General features: G+C 64.2%; 20 protein-coding genes and 6 pseudogenes. 12 read left to right on the top strand and 14 right to left on the bottom strand.

Going from position 1 to position 19,971, the window contains the following annotated elements:
* Positions 1–67: 67 nt before the first annotated feature.
* Together BST15_RS07950 and BST15_RS07945 are read right to left on the bottom strand one after the other, a co-directional pair.
* A complete protein-coding gene (locus BST15_RS07950; RefSeq protein WP_023363439.1) occupies positions 68–337 on the bottom strand; it encodes an anti-sigma factor family protein in 270 nt (89 codons plus the stop codon).
* Positions 330–980, bottom strand: a complete 651-nt coding sequence (locus BST15_RS07945; protein WP_023363441.1) for an RNA polymerase sigma factor — start codon at positions 978–980, stop codon at positions 330–332. The genes BST15_RS07950 and BST15_RS07945 overlap by 8 nt, the downstream gene beginning before the upstream one ends.
* Positions 981–1,067: 87 nt before the next feature.
* Between BST15_RS07945 and BST15_RS07940 the strand changes: the two genes are divergently transcribed.
* The gene (locus BST15_RS07940; RefSeq protein WP_234808413.1) at positions 1,068–1,649 is read left to right on the top strand and encodes a carboxymuconolactone decarboxylase family protein; all 582 of its coding nucleotides are present in this window, start codon (positions 1,068–1,070) and stop codon (positions 1,647–1,649) included.
* 314 nt (positions 1,650–1,963) lie between these two features.
* Here the strand turns inward: BST15_RS07940 and ssuD are convergent, their stop codons facing one another.
* The 5 genes from ssuD to BST15_RS07915 all read right to left on the bottom strand — a co-directional run bounded on the left by ssuD (position 1,964) and on the right by BST15_RS07915 (position 6,508).
* On the bottom strand, positions 1,964–3,061 hold the full coding sequence (ssuD, locus tag BST15_RS07935) for an FMNH2-dependent alkanesulfonate monooxygenase (RefSeq protein ID WP_023363445.1): 1,098 nt from the start codon (positions 3,059–3,061) through the stop codon (positions 1,964–1,966).
* Positions 2,985–3,824, bottom strand: a complete 840-nt coding sequence (locus BST15_RS07930; RefSeq protein WP_063840604.1) for an ABC transporter ATP-binding protein — start codon at positions 3,822–3,824, stop codon at positions 2,985–2,987. Before BST15_RS07930 ends, ssuD begins: the two co-directional genes overlap by 77 nt.
* A gap of 1 nt (position 3,825) precedes the next feature.
* Positions 3,826–4,650 (bottom strand): ABC transporter permease, encoded by an 825-nt coding sequence (locus BST15_RS07925; RefSeq protein ID WP_023363448.1) that lies wholly within the window; start codon positions 4,648–4,650, stop codon positions 3,826–3,828.
* Positions 4,647–5,615 (bottom strand): ABC transporter substrate-binding protein, encoded by a 969-nt coding sequence (locus tag BST15_RS07920; RefSeq protein WP_023363450.1) that lies wholly within the window; start codon positions 5,613–5,615, stop codon positions 4,647–4,649. Before BST15_RS07920 ends, BST15_RS07925 begins: the two co-directional genes overlap by 4 nt.
* Before the next feature lie 644 nt (positions 5,616–6,259).
* A complete protein-coding gene (locus BST15_RS07915; protein ID WP_023363451.1) occupies positions 6,260–6,508 on the bottom strand; it encodes a hypothetical protein in 249 nt (82 codons plus the stop codon).
* A gap of 378 nt (positions 6,509–6,886) precedes the next feature.
* On the opposite strand from BST15_RS07915, the pseudogene BST15_RS23030 reads away from it, so the two are divergent.
* Positions 6,887–7,234 (top strand): annotated as a pseudogene (locus BST15_RS23030) (amidohydrolase family protein); the annotation flags it as partial.
* Positions 7,235–7,245: 11 nt separating this feature from the next.
* On the top strand, positions 7,246–7,569 hold the full coding sequence (locus BST15_RS23025; RefSeq protein ID WP_023363454.1) for an amidohydrolase family protein: 324 nt from the start codon (positions 7,246–7,248) through the stop codon (positions 7,567–7,569).
* A gap of 155 nt (positions 7,570–7,724) precedes the next feature.
* On the opposite strand, the gene BST15_RS07900 is transcribed toward BST15_RS23025, so the two are convergent.
* Positions 7,725–8,354, bottom strand: coding sequence for a TetR/AcrR family transcriptional regulator (locus tag BST15_RS07900; protein WP_023363456.1), 630 nt, complete (start codon positions 8,352–8,354; stop codon positions 7,725–7,727).
* Between the two features lie 91 nt (positions 8,355–8,445).
* Here BST15_RS07900 and BST15_RS07895 point away from each other — a divergent pair, with 91 nt between their 5' ends.
* The 4 genes from BST15_RS07895 to BST15_RS07880 all read left to right on the top strand — a co-directional run bounded on the left by BST15_RS07895 (position 8,446) and on the right by BST15_RS07880 (position 11,239).
* Positions 8,446–8,931 (top strand): peroxiredoxin family protein, encoded by a 486-nt coding sequence (locus BST15_RS07895; RefSeq protein WP_033718792.1) that lies wholly within the window; start codon positions 8,446–8,448, stop codon positions 8,929–8,931.
* 121 nt (positions 8,932–9,052) lie between these two features.
* On the top strand, positions 9,053–9,475 hold the full coding sequence (locus BST15_RS22065) for a pyridoxamine 5'-phosphate oxidase family protein (protein WP_023363460.1): 423 nt from the start codon (positions 9,053–9,055) through the stop codon (positions 9,473–9,475).
* Between the two features lie 255 nt (positions 9,476–9,730).
* Positions 9,731–10,312 carry a peroxiredoxin-like family protein gene (locus BST15_RS07885; protein ID WP_023363462.1) on the top strand — a complete coding sequence of 194 codons (582 nt, stop codon included), beginning with the start codon at positions 9,731–9,733 and terminating at the stop codon, positions 10,310–10,312.
* 60 nt (positions 10,313–10,372) lie between these two features.
* Complete coding sequence (locus BST15_RS07880; protein ID WP_023363464.1) at positions 10,373–11,239, top strand: enoyl-CoA hydratase/isomerase family protein; 867 nt, start codon at positions 10,373–10,375, stop codon at positions 11,237–11,239.
* On the opposite strand, the pseudogene BST15_RS23310 reads toward BST15_RS07880, so the two are convergent.
* From BST15_RS23310 to BST15_RS07860, 4 genes and pseudogenes are all read right to left on the bottom strand, one after another.
* Positions 11,230–11,367: pseudogene (locus BST15_RS23310) on the bottom strand (ATP-binding protein); the annotation flags it as partial. The gene BST15_RS07880 and the pseudogene BST15_RS23310 sit on opposite strands and share 10 nt — an antisense overlap.
* Positions 11,368–11,430: 63 nt before the next feature.
* Positions 11,431–12,183 carry an SDR family NAD(P)-dependent oxidoreductase gene (locus tag BST15_RS07870; protein ID WP_023363468.1) on the bottom strand — a complete coding sequence of 251 codons (753 nt, stop codon included), beginning with the start codon at positions 12,181–12,183 and terminating at the stop codon, positions 11,431–11,433.
* Between the two features lie 246 nt (positions 12,184–12,429).
* A pseudogene (locus tag BST15_RS07865) lies at positions 12,430–12,813 on the bottom strand (ATP-binding cassette domain-containing protein); the annotation flags it as partial.
* 345 nt (positions 12,814–13,158) lie between these two features.
* Positions 13,159–13,482 (bottom strand): annotated as a pseudogene (locus BST15_RS07860) (alpha/beta hydrolase-fold protein); the annotation flags it as partial.
* 70 nt (positions 13,483–13,552) lie between these two features.
* Between BST15_RS07860 and BST15_RS07855 the strand changes: the two are divergent.
* The 5 genes and pseudogenes from BST15_RS07855 to BST15_RS07835 form a co-directional block, all read left to right on the top strand.
* Positions 13,553–14,137, top strand: a pseudogene (locus BST15_RS07855) (mammalian cell entry protein); the annotation flags it as partial.
* Positions 14,127–15,470 carry an MCE family protein gene (locus tag BST15_RS07850; RefSeq protein WP_023363473.1) on the top strand — a complete coding sequence of 448 codons (1,344 nt, stop codon included), beginning with the start codon at positions 14,127–14,129 and terminating at the stop codon, positions 15,468–15,470. The pseudogene BST15_RS07855 and the gene BST15_RS07850, both read left to right, overlap by 11 nt.
* Before the next feature lie 2 nt (positions 15,471–15,472).
* Positions 15,473–16,630, top strand: coding sequence for a virulence factor Mce family protein (locus tag BST15_RS07845; RefSeq protein ID WP_079457956.1), 1,158 nt, complete (start codon positions 15,473–15,475; stop codon positions 16,628–16,630).
* A gap of 2 nt (positions 16,631–16,632) precedes the next feature.
* On the top strand, positions 16,633–18,081 hold the full coding sequence (locus BST15_RS07840; RefSeq protein ID WP_023363477.1) for an MCE family protein: 1,449 nt from the start codon (positions 16,633–16,635) through the stop codon (positions 18,079–18,081).
* Positions 18,082–18,313: 232 nt separating this feature from the next.
* Positions 18,314–19,318: a glutathione S-transferase family protein gene (locus BST15_RS07835; protein WP_023363479.1), complete on the top strand. Its 1,005-nt coding sequence runs from the start codon at positions 18,314–18,316 to the stop codon at positions 19,316–19,318.
* A gap of 48 nt (positions 19,319–19,366) precedes the next feature.
* Here BST15_RS07835 and BST15_RS23240 read toward each other — a convergent pair whose 3' ends face one another.
* Entirely contained in the window at positions 19,367–19,522 is a 156-nt protein-coding gene (locus tag BST15_RS23240; protein WP_418887908.1) for a deazapurine DNA modification protein DpdA family protein, read from the bottom strand.
* Positions 19,519–19,922: pseudogene (locus tag BST15_RS07830) on the bottom strand (sulfate ABC transporter substrate-binding protein); the annotation flags it as partial. The gene BST15_RS23240 and the pseudogene BST15_RS07830, both read right to left, overlap by 4 nt.
* Positions 19,923–19,971: the final 49 nt, after the last annotated feature.

Raw genomic sequence — 19,971 nt, 5'->3', positions numbered from 1 at the left:
GGGCCATCATCGGCGGCATGCGACGTTCGGGGGCATCGAGTTCGGCGTGGATTTGCACACGATGGCCCTAGCTACGGCCCCGCCGTCGCAGCTCGGCGACCAGAGCGTCGAAGTTCGCCGGGCGCACCTGCACCGCGTCGTCGCGCGCGGCGGCAGTGATCTTGACGGTGCGGCGAATCTGGTCGATGAAGACTCGGCAGGCTTCGCAGCCGCGTCGGTGTTGTTCGAACCGGCGCAGGTCTGTGTTACTCAGTGCGTCATCGAGATACGTCGTGACCAGCTCGATCACGTCGCTGCACGCCAGTTGCAGTTCGTTGGTGATGAATTCGTCAGTCATCGAGATACTCCTCCAGCGCAGCCCGCAGGGCGGCGCGCCCACGATGCAGCAGCACGCGTTGATTGACCGCCGAGATCCCCAACGCGTCGCAGATTTCCTCGCTCGTCCAGCCCTCGACGTCGCGCATCGAGACCACCTCGCGTTGCGCGTCTGGCAGTTTGGCCAAGGCGTGCGAGATCAAGGTGCGCACTTCGCGAGAAAGCAGTCGTTGCTCTGGCAACAGGTCCCACCTTGCGGGCACGTCAGACCAGTGGTGGGCACCCAGTTCGGCGTGAACCATCCGGTTGGGATCTACCGACGGGTACGGATCCGCCTCCGGACCTGCGACGGCAAATGGCACGGTGCGCCCCTGTGTTCGGGCCAGCGTCCGTATTCGGTTGAGCATGATGCGGAACACCCACGTCTTGACCGTCGAACGACCTTCGAAGCTCCCGATCGTGCGAACCACCGACGTCCACGTGTCTTGCACGGCATCTTCTGCAATGGACGCCGACAGGTAGATCCGCGCCATGCGGACCAGGGGTGCATGCATCGTGTCGACCAGTAGGCGGAATGCTTCGGTGTCCCCGGCCCGCAACGCGTCGACGAACTCGTCCTCGCTAGCCCACCGGTCGTCGACGACCGTGCGGATGTGTTCGCCCATTACCCAGCACCGCTCCCCAGCCGAAATTGCGGCCCGTGTAACAGATCAGCTGCACGGGCGTCTAACCAGTGGCCTCATCGATCTGGCATGCGGTGTAAGGCCATCAACCCGAACAATACTGGAGGAGAACCAATGAGCACGCTGTCCCTTGTCACCGACGCCGACGCGACCAACGACCAGGCCGAGGCGTTGGCCTCCGTGCAGCAGGCATTGGGCACGATTCCCAACCTCACCCGCGCGATGGTGCACAGTCCGGCGCTGCTGCGCGGATATCTCGGTTTGGCCGGCGCTCTCGACCGCGGAACGCTGCCGGGCTCCACCCGCGAACGCCTCGCCATCGCCATCGCACAGGCCAATGGGTGCTCGTATTGCCTGTCCGCACACAGCTACCTGGGTGAAAAGGCGGCGGGACTCAGCGCCGATCAAATCGGGTCGGCGCGCAAAGCAGATGCGGACGACCCCAAAACCGCCGCGATCCTTGCATTCGCGGTGGCCGTCAACGAACACCGCGGCCACATCGATGACGCCGATCTGGAAAACGCGCGCCGCGCAGGTCTGACCGACGCCGAGATCGCCGAAGTCATTGGCCACGTGGGCCTTAACGTGCTGACGAACTACTTCAACAACGTCGCGCACACCGAAATCGACTTCCCAATCGTGCAGCCGTGAACCGCACGGCCTGGCGGGTCACGCGACCGCGGCCCGCCAGGCCAGCCGTCACACGACACGTGCGGTGCCGGGGTCATCCTCGAAGACCGCGGCAGGGCGGCCTCTCCGATGTGAAACGGAGAGGCGCCAGAATCCGAGCCCGATACTTGACGGCGACGGCTATCACGCCCACGTCGTCACACGTCCATCGTGTCGCGGCGAGTGGGCCTGAATACCCGCTCCATGACGGAAGCGACTGCAGCTGAGGCGATTTCCGGTCAACCTGGCGGGCGCCGCTGTGGTCAGCGAGGCCAACACCTTGTCCTGACAGTCGATCACCAGCCGCCGGGGATCACCTTCGGCTGTAGGCTGTTCACCTTCGGTTCGAAGGGCAGCTGCGGGAACAGCGTCTCAGCGACCCGGTAGCACTCCTCGAGGTGCGGATACCCGGAGAGGATGAACGTGTCGATGCCGATGTCGTGGTACTCCATGATCCGGTCACGGACCTCCTCGACACTGCCCACCAGCGCGGTGCCGGCCCCGCCGGTGACCAGACCGACGCCTGCCCAGAGGTTGGGGCTCACCTCGAGGTGCTCCCTCGAGCCACGGTGCAGGGCCACCATGCGGCGTTGGCCTTCCGACTCAGAGCGGGCCAGCGCCGCCTGGGAGGCGGCGACGTCCTCGTCGCGCACGTAGCGGATCAAGTCATCGGCGGCCGCCCACGCTTCTCTGCTCGTTTCCCGCACAATGGTGTGTAGCCGGATGCCGAAGGTGACTCGTCGCCCGGCAGCGTGTGCCTTGGCCCGCATCTCGTCGAGTTTCGGCTGCACCTGCTCCGGTGGTTCGCCCCACGTCAGCACGGTGTCGATCCATTTCGCGGCGAACGCTTGCCCAGCGCCAGAGGAGGCGCCGCACATCAGCGGAGGGTGCGGCTCCTGCAGGGGAAGGTAGTGAAGCTGCCCCCCTTCGATGCGGACATATCGGCCGTTCATGTCCACGGTCTTGCCCTGCAGCAGGTCGGTCCACGCCTGGATGTACTCGTCGGCCTGCTCATAGCGTTGGCCATGCGACAGGAAGACACCGTCGCCGGCCAGTTCGACCGGATCGCCTCCACAGACCACGTTGACGGTGAGCCGACCCCTGCTGTAGCGGTCGAAGGCCGAGGCCATTCGAGCCGTCATCGACGGGGTCGACTGCCCGGGCCTGACAGCGACGATGAATCGCAGGCTCGTGGTCTCGGGTGCCAGAAACGACGCGGTGATCCATGCGTCTTCACACACCGAGCCCGTCGGGACCAGCACTCCGACATAGCCCAGATCGTCTGCGGCCTGCGCGATTTGGGTGATGTAACGCAGGTTAGCCGCCCGCGCCCGGTGCATCGTCGACAGGTGTGGGCCGTCGGTGTGGGTGGGGATGTACCAGTAGATGTCCATTCCTGCCTCCTTGATGCAAAACAGTGAGGATCTGGGCGCGGAGGGCCTGAAGTGCTGGGTCCGCCACGTCCCGCGGGCGGGGCTGGGGGTGCGCCATGTCGGCGATGATCCGTCCGGGTGGACCAGCCATCACAATCACCCGGTCTGCCAGTAGCACGGCCTCGTCGACGTCGTGGGTCACCAGGATCGCGGTGAGCGCCTCGTCGAGGATGATCCGCTCGAGTTCGGTTTGCATTTGACTGCGCAGCAGGCTGTCCAGCGCGCCCAGCGGCTCGTCGAGCAGCAGGATCTCGGGAGTGGTGACCAAGGCGCGGGCCAAGGAGGCTCGCTGCGCCATGCCGCCGGAAAGCTGATTCGGCCACGCCTTGCCGAAACCGGCCAGCCCGACCAGGTCGAGCGCATGGACGACTTGCTTTTCGATTTGGGCGGCCGGTCTCCGGAACGGCAGCGCGTAGGCGACGTTGTCAGACAACGACATCCACGGCATCAGTCGGTGCTCCTGGAAGACCAGGCCCCGGTCCCGGCCGGGTCCCCGAACGAGTCGACCGAAGGCCCGGATTTCGCCAACGAACGTGGTGTCAAGGCCCGCGATCGCGCGCAGCAGCGACGTCTTGCCAGCTCCGCTGCCACCCACGATGCCGACAACCTCTTGACGGCGGACGTCGAAGTTGACCTCGCTCAGCACATCCAGGGGACGCTTGCCGACCGTGACCCGTTTCTCGCGAATTCGTACTTGCAGGGCCGGCACCTCCGCGCCATTCACGTCAGCCACGGTAGGAGCGGTCCCAGCGGGTGAGGTAGCGGCCGAAGCGGGCGAGAAGCCCATCGGTGGCCTTTCCGAGAATGCCGATTGCGAGCATTCCGGCGATCATGGCAGCGGGCCGTGCGAAGTTGCGCGAATCCCAGATGAGCCATCCCAACCCGTTAGCCGACGCGATGACCTCCGCCGCGACCAACAGTGTCCACGACAGCGCCATCGCAACGCGCGCCGATGCGACAATCGACGGAGCCGCCGACGGCAGCAACACCGTCCGCAGCACTGTCCAGCGCGACTTCTCGTAGAGCTGCGCGACCTCCACGAGATCTTGCGAGGCAGAACGAATCCCCGCAGCGGTCGCCAGGATCAGCGTGGTGGCGGACCCGATCGCCACCAAGGTCACCTTTGAGAGCTCTCCGATGCCAAACACGATGACCAGCACCGGAATCCACGCCACCGCCGGGACCGGAATCAACGTCAAGGCGGTGGGCTCCAGGATTTTGGCTGCCAACGGGCTGGTGCCGATCACCGCCCCTGCCAGAATGCCGACCGTGCTGCCGATGGCAAAGCCAATCGCTATGCGGCGCACACTGACCCACGCGTGCTCGATCAGCGTTCCATCCATCGCCAGCCTGACGAACGCTTCGAGTGAGTCGAGCGGTCCAGCAACGAGCGTGTGCGGCAGGACGCCGCTGACCACCGCGACGTGCCATGCCACGACCAGTCCGATCGGTACGGCCAGCGCAAGTACGCAGCTTGTCAGACGATCGAAGAACCGCCGGCGTCGACGGGGCGCATTTGTCGCCACGGGCGCAGTCACCATCATCGTCATCGCGGAGGTCCGACCAGGTCCTTGACATCGACCTTCTGCTGAATGAAGCCAGCATCGGCCAGGAAATCGGCCTTCGCCTGGATGTCGGCAATGACCTCCTGAGTCAGCGTGGCGGTGAAGTCGTGGCGCGGCCAGGCCAATTCGACCACCTCCGGATCGACCCGAACTTCAGTGGCCACAATCGATTTCGCTTCTGCCGGTGATGCGCGGATGAACTCCTTTGCTTTGCCGATGGCAGCGACCAAAGCGGAGTAAACGGCCAGTGCATCTTCGGCCAGCCCGGGCCGTGCAACCGCGATGGACTGGATCGCAGCATCGCCTGCCGGTAGCAGCCTGGCGGTCTTCTGGACAAGCTGCTGCTGCACGAACGGCGGCCACACCGCCCACGCATCCAGGTGACCTGATTCGAACGCCGCCTTCGCGTCCGGCGGGGCCATATCGATCACTTGAATTAACTTGGGATCGACGCCGGCATCCTTGGCGATCTTGATCAAGGCGTAATGCGACGACGTACCCGCTAACACACCGACGCGCGCTCCGCCCAAATCGGCAGCGCTCGCGATCTTGCTGTCGATCGGTACGAGGATGTCCTGGACCAGGCTCGCGCCCAGAGCCACAATCCTGCAATGAACTCCCGCCGCCGCGGCGATTAGAGCCGGCGGCTCGGCCATGAAGACCATGTCGACCCGGTTTGTCGCCAACGCTTCTGTGACGGCTGGCGCCGAGTCGAATTCCACGTAGTCGACTTTCGTGCCGGCGCCGACGGCGGATTCGAACAACCGTTGCTTGCGCGCGATATAGAACGGTGCGTAATCGACTGCGCTGGCGAAAGTCCCAATCCGGACTGTATCCGGGGCACCACCGCCCCCGCCACAGCCACCTACGAAGAGCACGAGTGCCACAACAAATCCAATGCGGCCGACCAACCGGGCTAGCCGGCCGCCGCGAACTCGGAGCGTCGACATTCTGCAGACTCCCTTGCTACCAATCTGTCGCACGATAGATATTCCTGGTTATGGATCCATTACGTAGCTGTAGCGCACTCGTATCGCTGAACCGGATCAACAAGCCCGGCTCCAAGGACTTCAACCCTCCGAGGCAGACGGGTCTGCGCAATCGGGTCTGCGCAATGAACTGCGCCTGCTGGCACCGCATTCCCGTCCCGCACAGCGCTCGATGACCTGATAGACGATCCGGCCACGCGGACGTCGCAGTGCGGTGGGTATCGATGTTCTCCTGCATCGTCAGAGTCCATGCGCCCACCCGACAACAAACCGTGGCGCCCGCACAATAAGTTTGCAGTTCCTGTTGCGAGCGGCCACCGTTATGATCACCGCGAGTCGAAACCCGGCCTCGTCCACCGCCCTGCACTGCCCTAGAAATCTGCGGGGTTCGCCACCACAAGCAACACAGACGCCCCTCCCGCAAGCTTGAACAATGTCTTACCGCGGGCCTACGGAGAAGCGGAAGTAGTCGGGCTGGTATCGACGTTCACCGAGTCGCCCCCAGACACGCCACCACGGCCAGCCCGGCCTGGCTTGCCGGGCGAACGACAGCAACAAAAGCGCCAACACCGAGGACAGCATCGGAATCCCGACCGCCGCCTCCTTCAGCTGAGCGCGAACGTCCGCCGTCCGCTGACCATCATCACAGTGGCTTCGAGTGGGATGCGGTGTGAACAGAACGCCTGTGCCAGTTCGATATCCGAATCGGACGTGCACATCGTGACGGTGACGCCGATGACACGGTGGATACTGGACTTCGCGGCAGCCGCGGTATGGTCTAGCGGCACAAGGAGATTGGTCTCGGAATCGGGATGCCGCGGCGTTGCCCCGTGCAGGGGGGAATAGGCGACCACGTTAAAGTCCTTCGCGCCGCGCTCCTGCAGCTGGCCGTCGCCGTTTGCGAACCCGGACGCTCTGTCGCCGTCTTCGACTGCCGAAAAGCCATGCTGTCTGCAAGATCGGCCTGTCGGCCGCGACCAAACATGCTTACGCCCGCTTGGACACCAGCCCCCTGTGCGACCTCATCCGCTGTTCGTTCAAAAATGTGCACGCCGCCAACTCGCCAGCGCCGACGGCACAATCAGCGCATCGCGCCCGACCGCTAAGGATTTTAGGAGCGCCAGTACTTTCGGCCCCAGCAGTCACCACCACGGCGGCGACACAGCCGTTGGGCGTGAGGACTTCAGACGGAATCGGCGCCGAAACGATGAAATTACACCCTTGGGTTCCGCGGTTTTGCGGCCTTGCCGCTGCAGGACCCGGCCGGGGCGGCGGTCGAGCTGGAACGCTGCGTGCGACAGCTCGGGTTGTCCGGGGCGCTGGTCAATGACTGCATCCACAGACCGGGCGGACACTGCCTGGATGCACCCGAGTACGACGAGGTTTGGGCCGCCTTGGAAGCGCTGGGCGTAGCGCTGTATCTGCACCCGGGCGCCCCGCCGGCCGATCGGTGGCATGCCCTGGACGGTCGGCGCGAACTGTATGGCCCGACGGGGAGTTGGGGCGCCGCGGTCAGCGGCCACGCCCTGCGGATACTCTTCGCCGGAGTTTTCCGACCGCCATCCCTTCGGCCACCCTGATCTTGGGCCACATGGGCGCGTTCTTGCCGTTGCAGCGCAGCAGGCTCGACTCGCGTGTCCGCACCATCCAACCCGGCACACCGCTCAAGCAACCACCATCGGCCTACATCGGCACCAACATCGTGTTCACCACCAGCGGGGTGTTCTCGCCGGCGACCCTGACCGGGGCGGTGCTGGAGGTGGGCGCCGATGCTGTCATGTTTTCCGTGGACTACCCGTATGAGTCCTCGCAAGAGGCCGTCGCCCGGCTGCAGCGAACAACGCTCAGTGCCGGTGACCGGGCAAAGATCGCCCACGCCAACGCCGAACGCATCCTCGCGATCTCAGCCCGTTGAGCCGCACCTATCCATCCAAGACGGTCGCGGCACAACAGCGTCGGGTTGGCCGTGGCGTCGCTGCCGATCCGAACCAGCCTCTCGGGTGGGGCCGCCCTGCCGGCGAGCTGACGTCGACTGAGTCGCAGGCTGCTGGCTGATCAGCGCCGTCGCGCCTATGGGTTGCGCCGGTAAGCACTGACGTGCCCGAGCGCCATGTTCAGGGCGAGTTCGACGGGGCGGGCGCTGCGCATGGTCTGCGCCATCAGCAGACCGCCTTGCAGCGCGCTCATCATTGTCAACGCGAGCTCGGCCGGGTCGGCCTCGGCGGCCAGTTCGCCGTTGTCGCGCATGGCCACAAAGCCCGCGGACAGATACGATTCCCATTCGGCAAAGCACTGCGCGAGCACGTGTCGCGCAGTCTCGGATCGCTCAGCGAGTTCACCGACCAGCGAGCCAAGGGGGCAGCCGCCGACACCCTGCCTCGCGCGGGTCATGGCAACGAGGTGATCACACCAGCGCTGCAGACCCTCCCACGACGAGACCTCGCGAAGGTCGGGCTCCTGGGCGGCGATCACGCGGCCGAGCTGGATGGTGATCACCTCGCGAATGAGCGCGTCCTTGTTGGCGAAGTAGTGATACAGCTGCGACTTGCTGGTGGCGGTGACGGCCATGACATCGTCCAGGCTGGTTCCGGCCACCCCGTGCTCCTGCACCAGCGACGCCGCCGCCGCGACGATGCGGGCTCTAGTCGCCGCGCCGCGAGCCGTCAGCCGCGAACCAGCAGGGCCCTCCGTTGACACCATGACCGCAGCCTACCGACACTGGACTTGCCAGTCCACTCCTATGTCATCATGATGGACCGAGTAGTCCACCCAACCCCTCGGAAGGATGCCGATGTCCCGACTCGATTATGGTCAGCTGTTTCCCCGGATCGAGGTTCCCGCCGTCGGCGGCGCCACGATCTCCCTGCCCGGCGATCTCGCCGGGTCCTACGGCGTCATCTTGATCTACCGCGGGTCGTGGTGCCCATACTGCAATGCCCAGCTGGCCGGGTTCTCCCGCGCGCTCGACACGCTCAGTGAACTCAACGTCAAGGTGATCGCCTTGTCGGTGGATGATGAGCAGACCTCGGCTGCGCTGGTCGCCAAGCACAAGCTGCGTTTCCCGGTTGGCCATAGCGCCGACGCCGACGCGATCGCTGCGGCGACGGGTGCCTACGTCAACGACCATCCCCGTTATCTGCAATCGACGGGCTTCGTGCTGGCACCTGATGGGACGGTGCGGCTCGCGGTGTACTCGAGCGGGGCCATCGGGCGGCTGGTTGCCGACGACGTCATCGGTTTCGTCCGGTACCTGTCCGAGCACCCCGACGCGCGATGAGCAACGCCGCACACCGCTGCAGGCCGCTGCCGTGCCGCCAGACCAGCCCGACGGAACACATGCAGCCGAGCCGCCTGGTGCCCGCCGCCTCTTCCCCGGCCAAGCGGCGCGGGCGGTGAGGATGTCGAGCCCGATCCCGGCCAGCATCCGGGTGCTTATTGACGGACCGAATTACGCGCACCTGTCCACAGTTTCGGCCGGCGGTCATCCCCGCAATTGGGTGGTGTGGGTCGCGCGCGAGGACGACAACGTCCTGATCTGCACCCATGCCAAGGCCCCGAAGGCCAAGGACATGCGCCGCGACCCTCGCGTCGGCCTGTCGATCACCGCGTTCGACAACCCCTACCGGATGGCCGCCCTGCAGGGCAGGGTCATCGCAGTCCGCGACGACGCCGCCTGCCACTACATGGACCCGATCTCAATCAAATACACCGGCGCCGCCTTCCCGAGCCGCGGCCCCGGACGCGTGTGCTTTGTCATCGCGATCGACAACGCCAACCAGCACACGCTGGACTTCACCCACAACCCAACGGAAGCCGGATGAGCACCGCAACCAAAGCAACACATCGGGGCAAGACACATCGAAGTGCGGTGTGGCCCTAGCGGAAAGGGGCCGGGTCCGAACGTGGTCGACGACGACGACGCGGGCGTGGACCCTCCGGCCCCCCAACGAACTCCCCGCCCGGCACACTACGAGCCGACGAGGCGAGTGAACGCCCGCCGGCACCGAATTGATCGTCGACGGTGGGCATCTGCTCGCCCGACCTGACCATCGGCCCATCAGTAGAAGGAGATCATCATGGCCCGCACGGCCCCAGCACGATCCAAGCGCGTCACTGTCGGCGAGCAGTTCCCCACCCTGCTGCTTAGGGGACTCAACGACGAACCCGTACAGATTCCCGACCCCACGGGCGCGCTAACGCACCTGCAGTTCCGGCGTTTCGCAGGCTGCCCGGTATGCAATCTGCACCTGCGCTCGATCAGCGGACGAATCGAGGAGATCAACACCGCAGGCATCCGCGAAGTGGTGGTGTTCCACTCCACCGCCGCCGAGCTGCGCAAATACCAAGACGATATGCCCTTTGCGGTGGTCGGCGACCCCGACAAGGATCTCTACCGCCGATTCGGGGTGGAAGCCTCGACAAAAGCCCTCAGACTCGCGGCCTGGCGCGCGCTGCCCGGCGGATACTGGCACGCCATCAAGACCGCGATCGCCAAACGCCGCTCACCACTGCCCGCCTCACCGACCAACGGCAACCTCGGACTGCCCGCCGATCTGCTCATCGGGCCCGATGGACGAATCCTCGCCGCCAAGTACGGCAGCCACGCCTACGACCAATGGACGGTGGACGAAATACTCGCCACCGCACGCCAACAGTGATCGCCATCAACAACGCCCACCGGGCGCGCAGGACTTCACCCACAACCCCAAGGAAACGCGATGAGCACCCAAGCCGACACTTCGCCACGCTTCAGCGTCACACGCACCACCCCTGCACTGTGGCGGGTCACGTTCGACAACCCGCCCATCAACCTCGTCGACCCGCTGATGGTCGTCGAACTTCACCAACTCCTCACCGAAATCGAACAAGACCACCACGTTGCCGTCATCGTGTTCGAAAGCGCCAACCCCGACTTCTTCCTTAACCACGTTGACGTCGCAGCCGACCCCTCACCACTCACGGCGCTGCCCACCGCGCCCTCGCCGTTTCATCACTGGACCAATCTGCTGATCCGGATCAGCAAATTGCCAGCCGTGACGATCAGCGCCATCCGCGGCCGAGCGCGTGCCGCCGGCAGCGAGCTAGCGCTGGCCACCGACATCCGCTTCGCCAGCCGCGAACGGGCGATCCTCGGACAATTCGAAGTCGGCTTCGCCGCCATCCCAGGCGGTGGTCCATCCAGCCGGCTACCCACGATAGTCGGCCGCGGACGGGCCCTGGAGATCCTCCTCGGCGGCCACGATTTCACCGGTGAGCTGGCCGAGCGCTACGGATACGTCAACAGGGCCATCCCCGATGCCGAATTCGACGCATTCGTCGACGCATTCGCACATCGGGTGTCACGCTTCGACCTGCTCGCCCTCGCCGACATCAAACGGTTCGTGAACAACGCGTCACTACCTGCCGACGCGACCCTGCTCTCCGAAATGGACACACTCATCGGGGCCTTTGCGCGCCCCGCCGCCGCATCGATCATCGCCCAAGCACTCAAAGACGGCTTCCAACAGCCCGGCCCACTCGAGCTCACACTCGGCGACTACATCAACGACGTCCGCGCCGCGCCGGGCACACTGCCAACCCGGTGACCTGTAAGCTCCCAGCGGAGATCGAGCATCGCGGCGGGCAGCTTGGGGCTGAGGGTGAAGTCGAAGTCTTCGAAGGTGTTGTGCTGTTCGAAGCGAGCGCGACCGACTCGCCGTGCCAGGGCCGCGGTCATAGGACTCGGGTGCAAAGGTTTAATCAATAGTGGAGTACGAAAAGGAGCCGTGACGAGGAGCTATGTGACGGCGAGGCCGCCGTCCACGGCGAGAACTTGACCGGTGACCCAGTCCGAACCGGGATCGGTCAGCTTGATGATCCAGGCTGCGACGTCGTCGGGGACGCCGCGCCGCCCCAGCGGAATGGTTGCCGTCTCCAGGGCTTTGACTTCCTTTATCGCGTCCTCGCTGAGTCCCATCCTTTCCTTTAGAAATGCCGTTTCGACAGGCCCCGATGCGATCGCATTCACCCGGATGCCTGTGGAGGCCAGTTCAAGCGCCCAGCAGCGCGTGAGATGCTCGACCGCGGCTTTACTTGCCGCATAGTGAGACAAGCCAGCAGCAGGTTTCGACCCGTATGTACTGGACACATTGATGATGCTGCCGTGTGATCGGGCCAGATGCGGAAGGGCCGCCTTAGCCATGAGAGTAGGGCCGATCACGTTGATTCGGAATGTGTTGAATATTGCTTCGATCGAAACGTCGGCGAGCGCGGCGAGGACGCCCGCTCCGGCGTTGTTCACGATGACGTCTAGGCGCCCCCACCGCGCCATCGCGAAATCGATGGTCCGATAAACGTCGTCAGCATCGCCAGCATCGGCGACGAGCCCCACGATGGCTCGGTCATCGCGTGCGATGTCGTCGAGTCTGTCCTGTCGGCGGCCGGTGATAAGAACGTTGGCCCCCTGGGCGGCGTATAGTTTAGCAGCGGCGAGACCGATGCCCGCGGCGCCACCCGTGATGATCACAGTCTTCTCGGAGAATTTCGGCATAATACTTTCCCATACTTTCGAAAGTGCAAGTCCAACAACAGACCAAGCGCTGACCCCATGGTCGCGACCCGCGCGGTCGACGAGGTGATGAATGATTCAGTGACCGCAACGTTCTCGCCAGGGGTCGGCACATGCCTAACCGACCATCGGTTCCTCCATTCCGCACCGTCGACGGATCACGCATTAAGTCGAGCGTCCATGGCTCGAGATATCTGATCGACATCGAGTTCCCCGGGTTGGGAAGGATCCTGGTGGTTCATGCTCCTCCATGACGATGTTGCGGAGCTCGCTTTCCTTCTTCTTGGTGTGCTCACGCAACGGGAACGCGGTGTTGTCATACAGGCTCATCGAACCGAACAGCGCGCCGTCCTGGAACATGACGCCGAACAGTGTGCGGATGTCGTAGAGCTCCTTGGCCGAGCACTCGATGATGTTGGTGCCGTCGACGATGATCTTGCCGCGCTCGGGGCGCAGCAGACCGATCAAAGACTTCAAGTACACCGATTTACCGGTACCCGAGCCCAGCAGGACGCTGACCTCACCGGCGGGGATCTCCATCGTGACGTCTTCCCAAATTCGCTGGGCCCCAAACGACTTCGTCAACCCCTCAACCGAAACATCAATACCCACCGGACATCCCTTCGTGCATGGCGCCTATCCTCAACCGCCTTACCACCAGTTGCCTTGTGTGCTCACCCGTGAGCCACATCGGCGATGCCGATGGTGTCGCCGATCCGGGGACGACCACCGGCATATGTGGCTCTTCCTGAGTCAGATCCACGTCGTCCTCCAGTTCCGGAACGATTGGTATGAACTGGCACAAGAACGTCGCCGCCAACGAACACGGATTATCGGTGTCGGCGCGTGCCGTAGACGGCGCCGCGCATGTGAGAATCGTGGCGAGCGCACCTGCGGTAGTGGCGGCCGGAGTTCGTCCGCGCCGGAGTACTTGGGCCGCCCGGTTGCGATCGATGGTCATCGGATGGTAGCGGTCATGTCGGGGGCCATGGCTGCCAGCTGGGGAGCCCAGCTGTTCCAGTCGTGTTGCCCACCCTGGGCAATGTCAAAGTGCCCGTTGCGTCCGCCTGCGCTGCGGTAGTGGTTATAAAAGGATCGATTCGAGCCCTGCGCCTGATCGCAATGGCCGATCATCGCCGCCGGATCACTGCATGTCAGAGTGGATGGGCTGTAGACCCACAACCGGGTGTCATTGTCGACAAGCAGCGGTACGTGCACGTCAGGGTCATGCCACTTCCAACGACCTAACTGCGCGGCCCCCCACATGGCCTGGTGTTGGACGTCTCGTCAGGTGATGACGGTGGAGGGGTTTCTCGTCACTTGTGCTGAGGATGTGGTGGGAGAGGGGGCGACCCTCAAACCCGCGTTGGACAAACTCAACGGCGTACTGGCGACGCTGGACAACCGAAAAGCTGAGATCCAGCAGTCGATCAAGGGACTGAACTCCTATGCGATGAGTTTCGGCGAGGTGTTGTCCGGGGGGCCCTTCTTCAAGGCCTACATCGCCAATCTCATTCCAGGCCAATTCATTCAGCCATTTGTCGACTCCGCATTCTCCGACCTCGGGTTGGACCCCAACGTCCTGCTGCCGTCGCAACGCACCGACCCGCAGACGGGTCAGCCGGGAACCCCGGCTCTTCCGGCGCCCTACCCGCGCACCGGGCAGGCTGGCGAACCGCGGATGACGCTGCCCGACGCGATCACCGGAAACCCCGGCGACCAGGCATGTGGTCCGCCCGCAATTGCGCTACCTGGTCCCGGCTGCTATCCCTACCGGGAGCCGTCACCCGCGCCTGCGCCTGGCGGTCCACCTCCCGGTCCACCGGCGAAGCAGGTACCCGATCCCAACGCATCAACGCCGCCGACGCCAAGCCCGGTGTTCGTACCCGCACCCGGCGAACCGACGGCCTCCAGTGAGGCGGGCAATGATCAATAACCGCAGAGTCAAGGCAGCGCTGACGGCGGCGCTGGTCGTCCTCGTCGTGGTCGGGGGATACGTTGTCGTGCAATTCATTCGAGCTTCGAATCGCACGCATGTCGTTGCCTATTTCGACAACAGCAACGGCATCTTCCCCGGTGACGATGTCCGCATCCGTGGTGTCAACGTCGGCAAGATCGACAAGATCGAGCCAGAACCCACCCGGGTGAAAATCAGCTTCTGGCTGGACAGCGAGTACGCGGTTCCCGCCGACGCCAAGGCCGTGATCGTATCGCCGACGTTGGTGACCGCACGTGCCGTCCAACTCACCCCGCCCTACACCGGCGGCGCCACCCTGCAGAACGACGCGGTCATCCCCCAGGAGCGCACCGCGGTTCCGGTGGAATGGGACGACGTCCGCGTTCAGCTTGAACGCCTCACCCAGGCGTTGCAGCCCACCGAGCCTGGCGGCAGCAGCACCTTGGGAGCGTTGGTTCACACCGCCGCGGACAATCTCCGCGGTCAGGGCCCAGCGATCCGGGACGCGGTCATCAAACTGTCCCAGGCACTTTCGGCGCTCGGCGATCACAGCGGCGACATCTTCACCAGCGTCAAGAACATCGCAACGCTGGTGACCGCGCTGAAGGACAGCGCCGGACTGCTCGAGACCCTCAACGGAAACCTCGCTTCGGTCACCGGACTGCTCGCGGACGAGCCCGGCGAGGTCGCCGGCGCCGTCAAAGACCTCAATGATGTGGTCGGCAAGGTCAGCAGTTTCGTTGCAGACAACCGCGAAGCGCTGGGCACCACCTCCGACAAACTCGCATCGGTTTCGACTGCTCTGAACGAGAGCCTGGACGACATCAAACAGCTCCTGCATATCCTGCCGACGACGGCGGCCAACGCCGCCAACCTCTATCAGCCCGCACAAGGCAGCCTCACCGGCATCGCCGCGGTCAACAACTTCGCCGACCCCATCAATTTCCTGTGCGGCGCCATTCAGGCGGCATCACGCCTGGGTGCCGAACAGTCGGCGAAGCTGTGCGTGCAGTACCTGGCGCCGATCGTGAAAAACCGCCAGTACAACTTCCCGCCGCTTGGCTTCAACCCGTTCGTCGGCGCCACGGCACGCCCGAACGAGATCTCCTACAGCGAGGACTGGATGCGCCCGGATTACGTTCCGCCGCAACCGGCTCCAGCTGCGCCGCCCGCCCCACCCGGCCCCCCGTTGGCCGCCGAACAGGCAGCACCCACAGATGCGGCGGCCATAGTCGGCGGGCCGGCGCCGCAGACCACCGACCCGGCAGCCGGGCTGGCGGGAATGATGCTGCCTGCGGGGACGGGGTCATGACGATGCGCAGCTGGCGACGGATACCGGCCGCTGTCCTGACGTGCATCCTGGCGGCCACCGCGGTCGCAGGCTGTGGGTGGCGAGGGCTGAATTCCCTGCCACTCCCCGGAACCGAAGGCGGTGGGCCCGGGGCTTACACCATCCAGGCGCAGATGCCTGATGTGAACAACATCCAGCCCAATTCACGCGTGCGCGTCGGTGACGTCACGGTGGGCACAGTCACCAAAATCGAGCGCCAGGATTGGCACGCGCTGGTGACCATGAAGCTCAACGGCGATGTCACGCTACCCGCCAATTCGACAGTGACACTGGGCCAGACGGCATTGCTGGGATCGCTGCACATCGAGCTGGCGCCGCCGACCGACGAAGCGCCTGAGGGCAGGCTTCATCAGGGCTCGCTGATACCGCTGTCATCGGGAAAGGCCTACCCATCGACCGAGCAGACACTGGCGACCGCCTCGTTGCTGCTCAATGGCGGAGGTATCGCCAAGGTACAGGACATCACCACCGCGCTGAGCACCGCGTTATCCGGGCGGGAGGGAGACCTCCGCAGCCTGATGGATCAGTTGAACACATTCGTCACCCGGGTCAACGATCAAACCGGCGACATCATCGCGGCCAGCGACAGTCTCAACCGCCTGCTGGGCCAATTCGCCGAGCAGAAGCCGGTTCTCGACAAGGGCCTTGACACAATCCCCGACGCCCTGGCGGTGGTCAATCGAGAACGGGAGAATCTCATCGACGCGGTCGACCAGTTGGGCAAATTCAGCGCGCTGGCTGCCGATTCGGTCAACAAGACCAAAGCACCGTTGGTCCAGGAACTCAAAGACCTTGGGCCGGTGCTGGAATCACTGGCCAACGCCGGCCCGGCGCTGACACATGCGTTGGACCTGATACCCACGTTCCCGTTCCCGAAATCCACCTTGACCAAGTGGTTCCGCGGCGACTACGCCAACGTGAGTCTGGTCGTCGACCTGACGCTGAGCCGGATCGACAGCTCCATCTTCACCGGAACCAGATGGGAATGCGATCTGACATGGCTGGAGATGCAGTGGGGCCGAACCATTGGCCAGCTGCCCAGTCCGTGCACCAACAGTGCGCCGCCCAACGGCGCCGGTAACCCCCTACTGGCGCCCTACCGCTACAACCAGGGACCGTAACCGTGTATCTCAGCAAGCTGGTCAGACGCCAACTGTCGGTCTTCTCCGTCGTCGCAGTCGTCGCCGGAGGCACGATGGCCATCGGATACCTCGACCTGCCCAAGGCGCTGTTCGGAATCGGCCACTACCAGGTGACGGTGAACCTGCCATCGTCTGGGGGGCTGTACAAAGACGGCAACGTCACCTACCGCGGGGTTGAAGTCGGCCGCGTTGAGGACGTTCGGCTCAACGGCGGCGGAGTCGACGCGGTGCTGTCATTGAAGTCTGACACCAAGATTCCCGCCAACGTCGACGCCAATGTGCACAGTCAGACAGCTGTCGGCGAGTTGTTCATCGAGCTCGTCCCCCGCTCCGGCGACGGCCCCAAGCTCAAGGACGGTGACGTCATACCTGCCGACCACGCAACGCTGCCCCCCGATATCAACACCCTGCTGGCTCAGACCAACGCCGGACTGCAAGCCATCCCCCACGGCGATCTCAAGACTGTGATCGACGAGTCCTACACGGCGATAGGAGGATTAGGGCCAGAACTGGCGCGCATCGTCAAGGGGGCAACTACCCTTGCCGCCGATGCGCGCGCAAACCTCGACTCGCTGACCACCGTGATCGATCAATCCAAGCCCGTGCTGGACAGTCAGATCAACTCCTCGGACTCGATCCGGGCCTGGGCGGCCAACGTCGCTGAGGTCACCCGCCAACTGCAAGAACAGGATCCCGCGCTGAAAGGCGTGCTGGACAGAGGGCCTGCCGCAACAACCGAAGCACGCCAGCTGATTGACCGGCTCAAACCCACGCTGCCCGTGGTCCTGGCCAACCTCGTCAACCTCGAACAGGTGGCAGTCACCTACCAACCCAGTCTCGAACAGATCCTTGTCCTGTTCCCCAAGGACATCGAAATGCTCCAGGCGGCCCAACTCGCCAACCGCGATACCAAGCAGGACTACAAGGGACTGTTCCTGTCGTTCAACCTCAACGCCAACCTCCCTCCGCCGTGCACCACCGGTTTCCTCCCCGCTCAACAGGTACGCTCGCCCAGCGAAGTGGACTATCCCGAACGGCCGGCGGGCGACATGTACTGCCGGGTGCCGCAAGACTCGGCGTTGGACGTGCGCGGTGCGCGTAACGCCCCATGCATCACACGCCCAGGCAAGCGTGCACCCACCGTCAAGTTGTGCGAGAGCGACGAGGACTATGTGCCTCTCAACGACGGCTACAACTGGAAGGGCGACCCGAATGCCACGCTGTCCGGCCAGTCGGTACCCCAGCAGCCGCCGGGGACGCCGCCACCAGCCGGTCCCCCCGCACCGCCACCCATCGCGGTCGCCCAGTATGACCCCGCAACCGGCACGTACACCGGGCCCGACGGTAAGCAGTACACGCAGACCGATCTCGCTCGGGACGGGCGGCCGCGCGCGTGGCAGGACTTGCTCATCCCACGCGGTGGTGACTGATCGATCCGACGTGGAGCGCAGCGCATGCGAGCTACACCAATGTTCTAGGTAAAAACGTGAGATGTGTTGATGGGCATTAATACCCAATCGGTCGAAGACGCTCTTTGGACGCCGGAGGTGGCTAACCGATTGCAGGTCGAAACCCTGACCGGCACCCCTCGTCTAAACCTACGGCCACATCAATCCCACACGATTCCAGATCGGGTAACCCCTTGAAAAGGACGAGTAAACCATGAGCTATGTCGCCGCGGCCGGCGAATTCAATCGCGACACCAACTACATCAGCAGCCGCATCACCGCTGACGGCCGCGACGGCTATCCCGTCGAACCAGGCCGCTACCGCCTGATCGTCGCGCGGGCCTGTCCGTGGGCCAACCGCACGATCATTGTGCGACGACTGCTCGGCCTGGAAAAGGTTCTGTCTATTGGCTTTTGCGGACCAACGCACGATACACGCAGCTGGACCTTCGACCTCGACCCAGGTGGCCTCGACCCAGTGCTGAAGATCCATTTCTTACGCGACGCATACAACAAGCGCATACCGGACTATCCGAAGGGAGTCACGGTGCCCGCGATCGTGGACGCGCCGACGGGCGCAGTGGTCACCAACGACTTCGCCCAAATGACCGTGGACTTCTCGACGCAGTGGACCCATTTCCATCGCGAGGGCGCCCCCCAGCTCTATCCCGAGCGACGGCGCGACGAGATCGACGACGTCGCTCAGCGCATCTACACCGAGGTCAACGACGGCGTCTACCAATGCGGGTTCGCGAGCTCACAGGATGCATACGACAGAGCCTACGACCGATTATTCAGCGCACTCGATTGGCTTTCTGAGCGCCTACAGACCCAACGCTATCTCGTAGGCGACACCATCACCGAGGCAGACATCCGGCTGTTCACCACACTGGCCCGATTTGACTCCGTATATCACGGCCACTTCAAATGCAATCGGTCGAAACTCACAGAGATGCCGACGCTGTGGGCCTACGCGCGGGATCTGTTCCAGACACCGGGCTTTGGCGACACCATCGACTTCGTGCAGACCAAGCAGCACTACTACATCGTGCACACGGATATCAATCCGACACAAGTCGTGCCGAAGGGTCCTGACCTGTCAAACTGGCTCACGCCGCACGGCCGGGAAGAGTTAGGCGGTAGGCCGTTTGGAGACGGCACACCACCTGAGTCGACTCCCGAGGGGGAACACATGCCCGACGGGCCCGAAGCCCGATAGTGTCAGACGGTCTCGACACACCAGACAGCACGGCGTACCTGCTCCAGCTCACAGACCTCGTCCTCGCACATACAGTCCTCGCGGCCGCGCATTCGAGCTGTCTGAGTCGCGGTCATAGCGCTTCACTGCCACCACACACTCCTCGGGCGTGGTATGCCAGCCACCGTAAAGCGTTAAATCCCAGAGCCCACCCGCGAATGGGATGCTCTTGATCCGAATGGGATGCTCTTGATGTTGTCGGCGTTCCAGTCCTTGGCTACCTCATCGGCCCTGACCAGTCGGGTGACACCGGGCTCCACCGAGAAGTTGACGATGTCGGCGGGCTTGCGGTCGACAACGGCGCGCGGCTGATCACCCGAGGCGCCGTAGTAGAACGTGGTCACGGCCACTCCCCTGCCCTCCGGCGTGGCGGCGAAGGCGTGGATGGTCTTGCTCCAGCCGGGCTTCGGCGCGGCGTGGGCACCACGCGTAGCGTCGTCTCACCGGTCGGCCGCTTGTCGCCACCGGCGACATCACCTGGCGGCCCCCCGCCGTATCCCGCGAGCAGGGTTGCGGTAACGGCCAATGCGGCTGCGCTGCCCCATGACTTGCTGATGTGCCTCATGAACCGCTCGATGTGGTTTAACGGCAGCGGCCGCCCGCCGCGTCGCGTG

Origin of the sequence: Mycolicibacter arupensis (genome assembly GCF_002086515.1) — a bacterium.
Taxonomy (GTDB): domain Bacteria; phylum Actinomycetota; class Actinomycetes; order Mycobacteriales; family Mycobacteriaceae; genus Mycobacterium; species Mycobacterium arupense.
The sequence above is the reverse complement of the archived record's forward strand: the minus strand, read 5'-3'. Positions and strand labels throughout refer to the sequence as shown.

What these genes read in the sequence shown, in the direction of transcription:
- BST15_RS07870 (WP_023363468.1), bottom strand. Translation starts at nt 12,183, where the DNA reads ATGCCGAAATTCTCCGAGAAGACTGTGATCATCACGGGTGGCGCCGCG.
- BST15_RS07835 (WP_023363479.1), top strand. Translation starts at nt 18,314, where the DNA reads ATGAGCTATGTCGCCGCGGCCGGCGAATTCAATCGCGACACCAACTAC.
- BST15_RS23025 (WP_023363454.1), top strand. Translation starts at nt 7,246, where the DNA reads ATGGGCGCGTTCTTGCCGTTGCAGCGCAGCAGGCTCGACTCGCGTGTC.
- BST15_RS07895 (WP_033718792.1), top strand. Translation starts at nt 8,446, where the DNA reads ATGTCCCGACTCGATTATGGTCAGCTGTTTCCCCGGATCGAGGTTCCC.
- BST15_RS07945 (WP_023363441.1), bottom strand. Translation starts at nt 980, where the DNA reads ATGGGCGAACACATCCGCACGGTCGTCGACGACCGGTGGGCTAGCGAG.
- ssuD (WP_023363445.1), bottom strand. Translation starts at nt 3,061, where the DNA reads ATGGACATCTACTGGTACATCCCCACCCACACCGACGGCCCACACCTG.
- BST15_RS07850 (WP_023363473.1), top strand. Translation starts at nt 14,127, where the DNA reads ATGATCAATAACCGCAGAGTCAAGGCAGCGCTGACGGCGGCGCTGGTC.
- BST15_RS07925 (WP_023363448.1), bottom strand. Translation starts at nt 4,650, where the DNA reads ATGACGATGATGGTGACTGCGCCCGTGGCGACAAATGCGCCCCGTCGA.
- BST15_RS07900 (WP_023363456.1), bottom strand. Translation starts at nt 8,354, where the DNA reads ATGGTGTCAACGGAGGGCCCTGCTGGTTCGCGGCTGACGGCTCGCGGC.
- BST15_RS07885 (WP_023363462.1), top strand. Translation starts at nt 9,731, where the DNA reads ATGGCCCGCACGGCCCCAGCACGATCCAAGCGCGTCACTGTCGGCGAG.
- BST15_RS22065 (WP_023363460.1), top strand. Translation starts at nt 9,053, where the DNA reads ATGTCGAGCCCGATCCCGGCCAGCATCCGGGTGCTTATTGACGGACCG.
- BST15_RS07920 (WP_023363450.1), bottom strand. Translation starts at nt 5,615, where the DNA reads ATGTCGACGCTCCGAGTTCGCGGCGGCCGGCTAGCCCGGTTGGTCGGC.
- BST15_RS07940 (WP_234808413.1), top strand. Translation starts at nt 1,068, where the DNA reads ATGCGGTGTAAGGCCATCAACCCGAACAATACTGGAGGAGAACCAATG.
- BST15_RS07880 (WP_023363464.1), top strand. Translation starts at nt 10,373, where the DNA reads ATGAGCACCCAAGCCGACACTTCGCCACGCTTCAGCGTCACACGCACC.
- BST15_RS07845 (WP_079457956.1), top strand. Translation starts at nt 15,473, where the DNA reads ATGCGCAGCTGGCGACGGATACCGGCCGCTGTCCTGACGTGCATCCTG.
- BST15_RS07950 (WP_023363439.1), bottom strand. Translation starts at nt 337, where the DNA reads ATGACTGACGAATTCATCACCAACGAACTGCAACTGGCGTGCAGCGAC.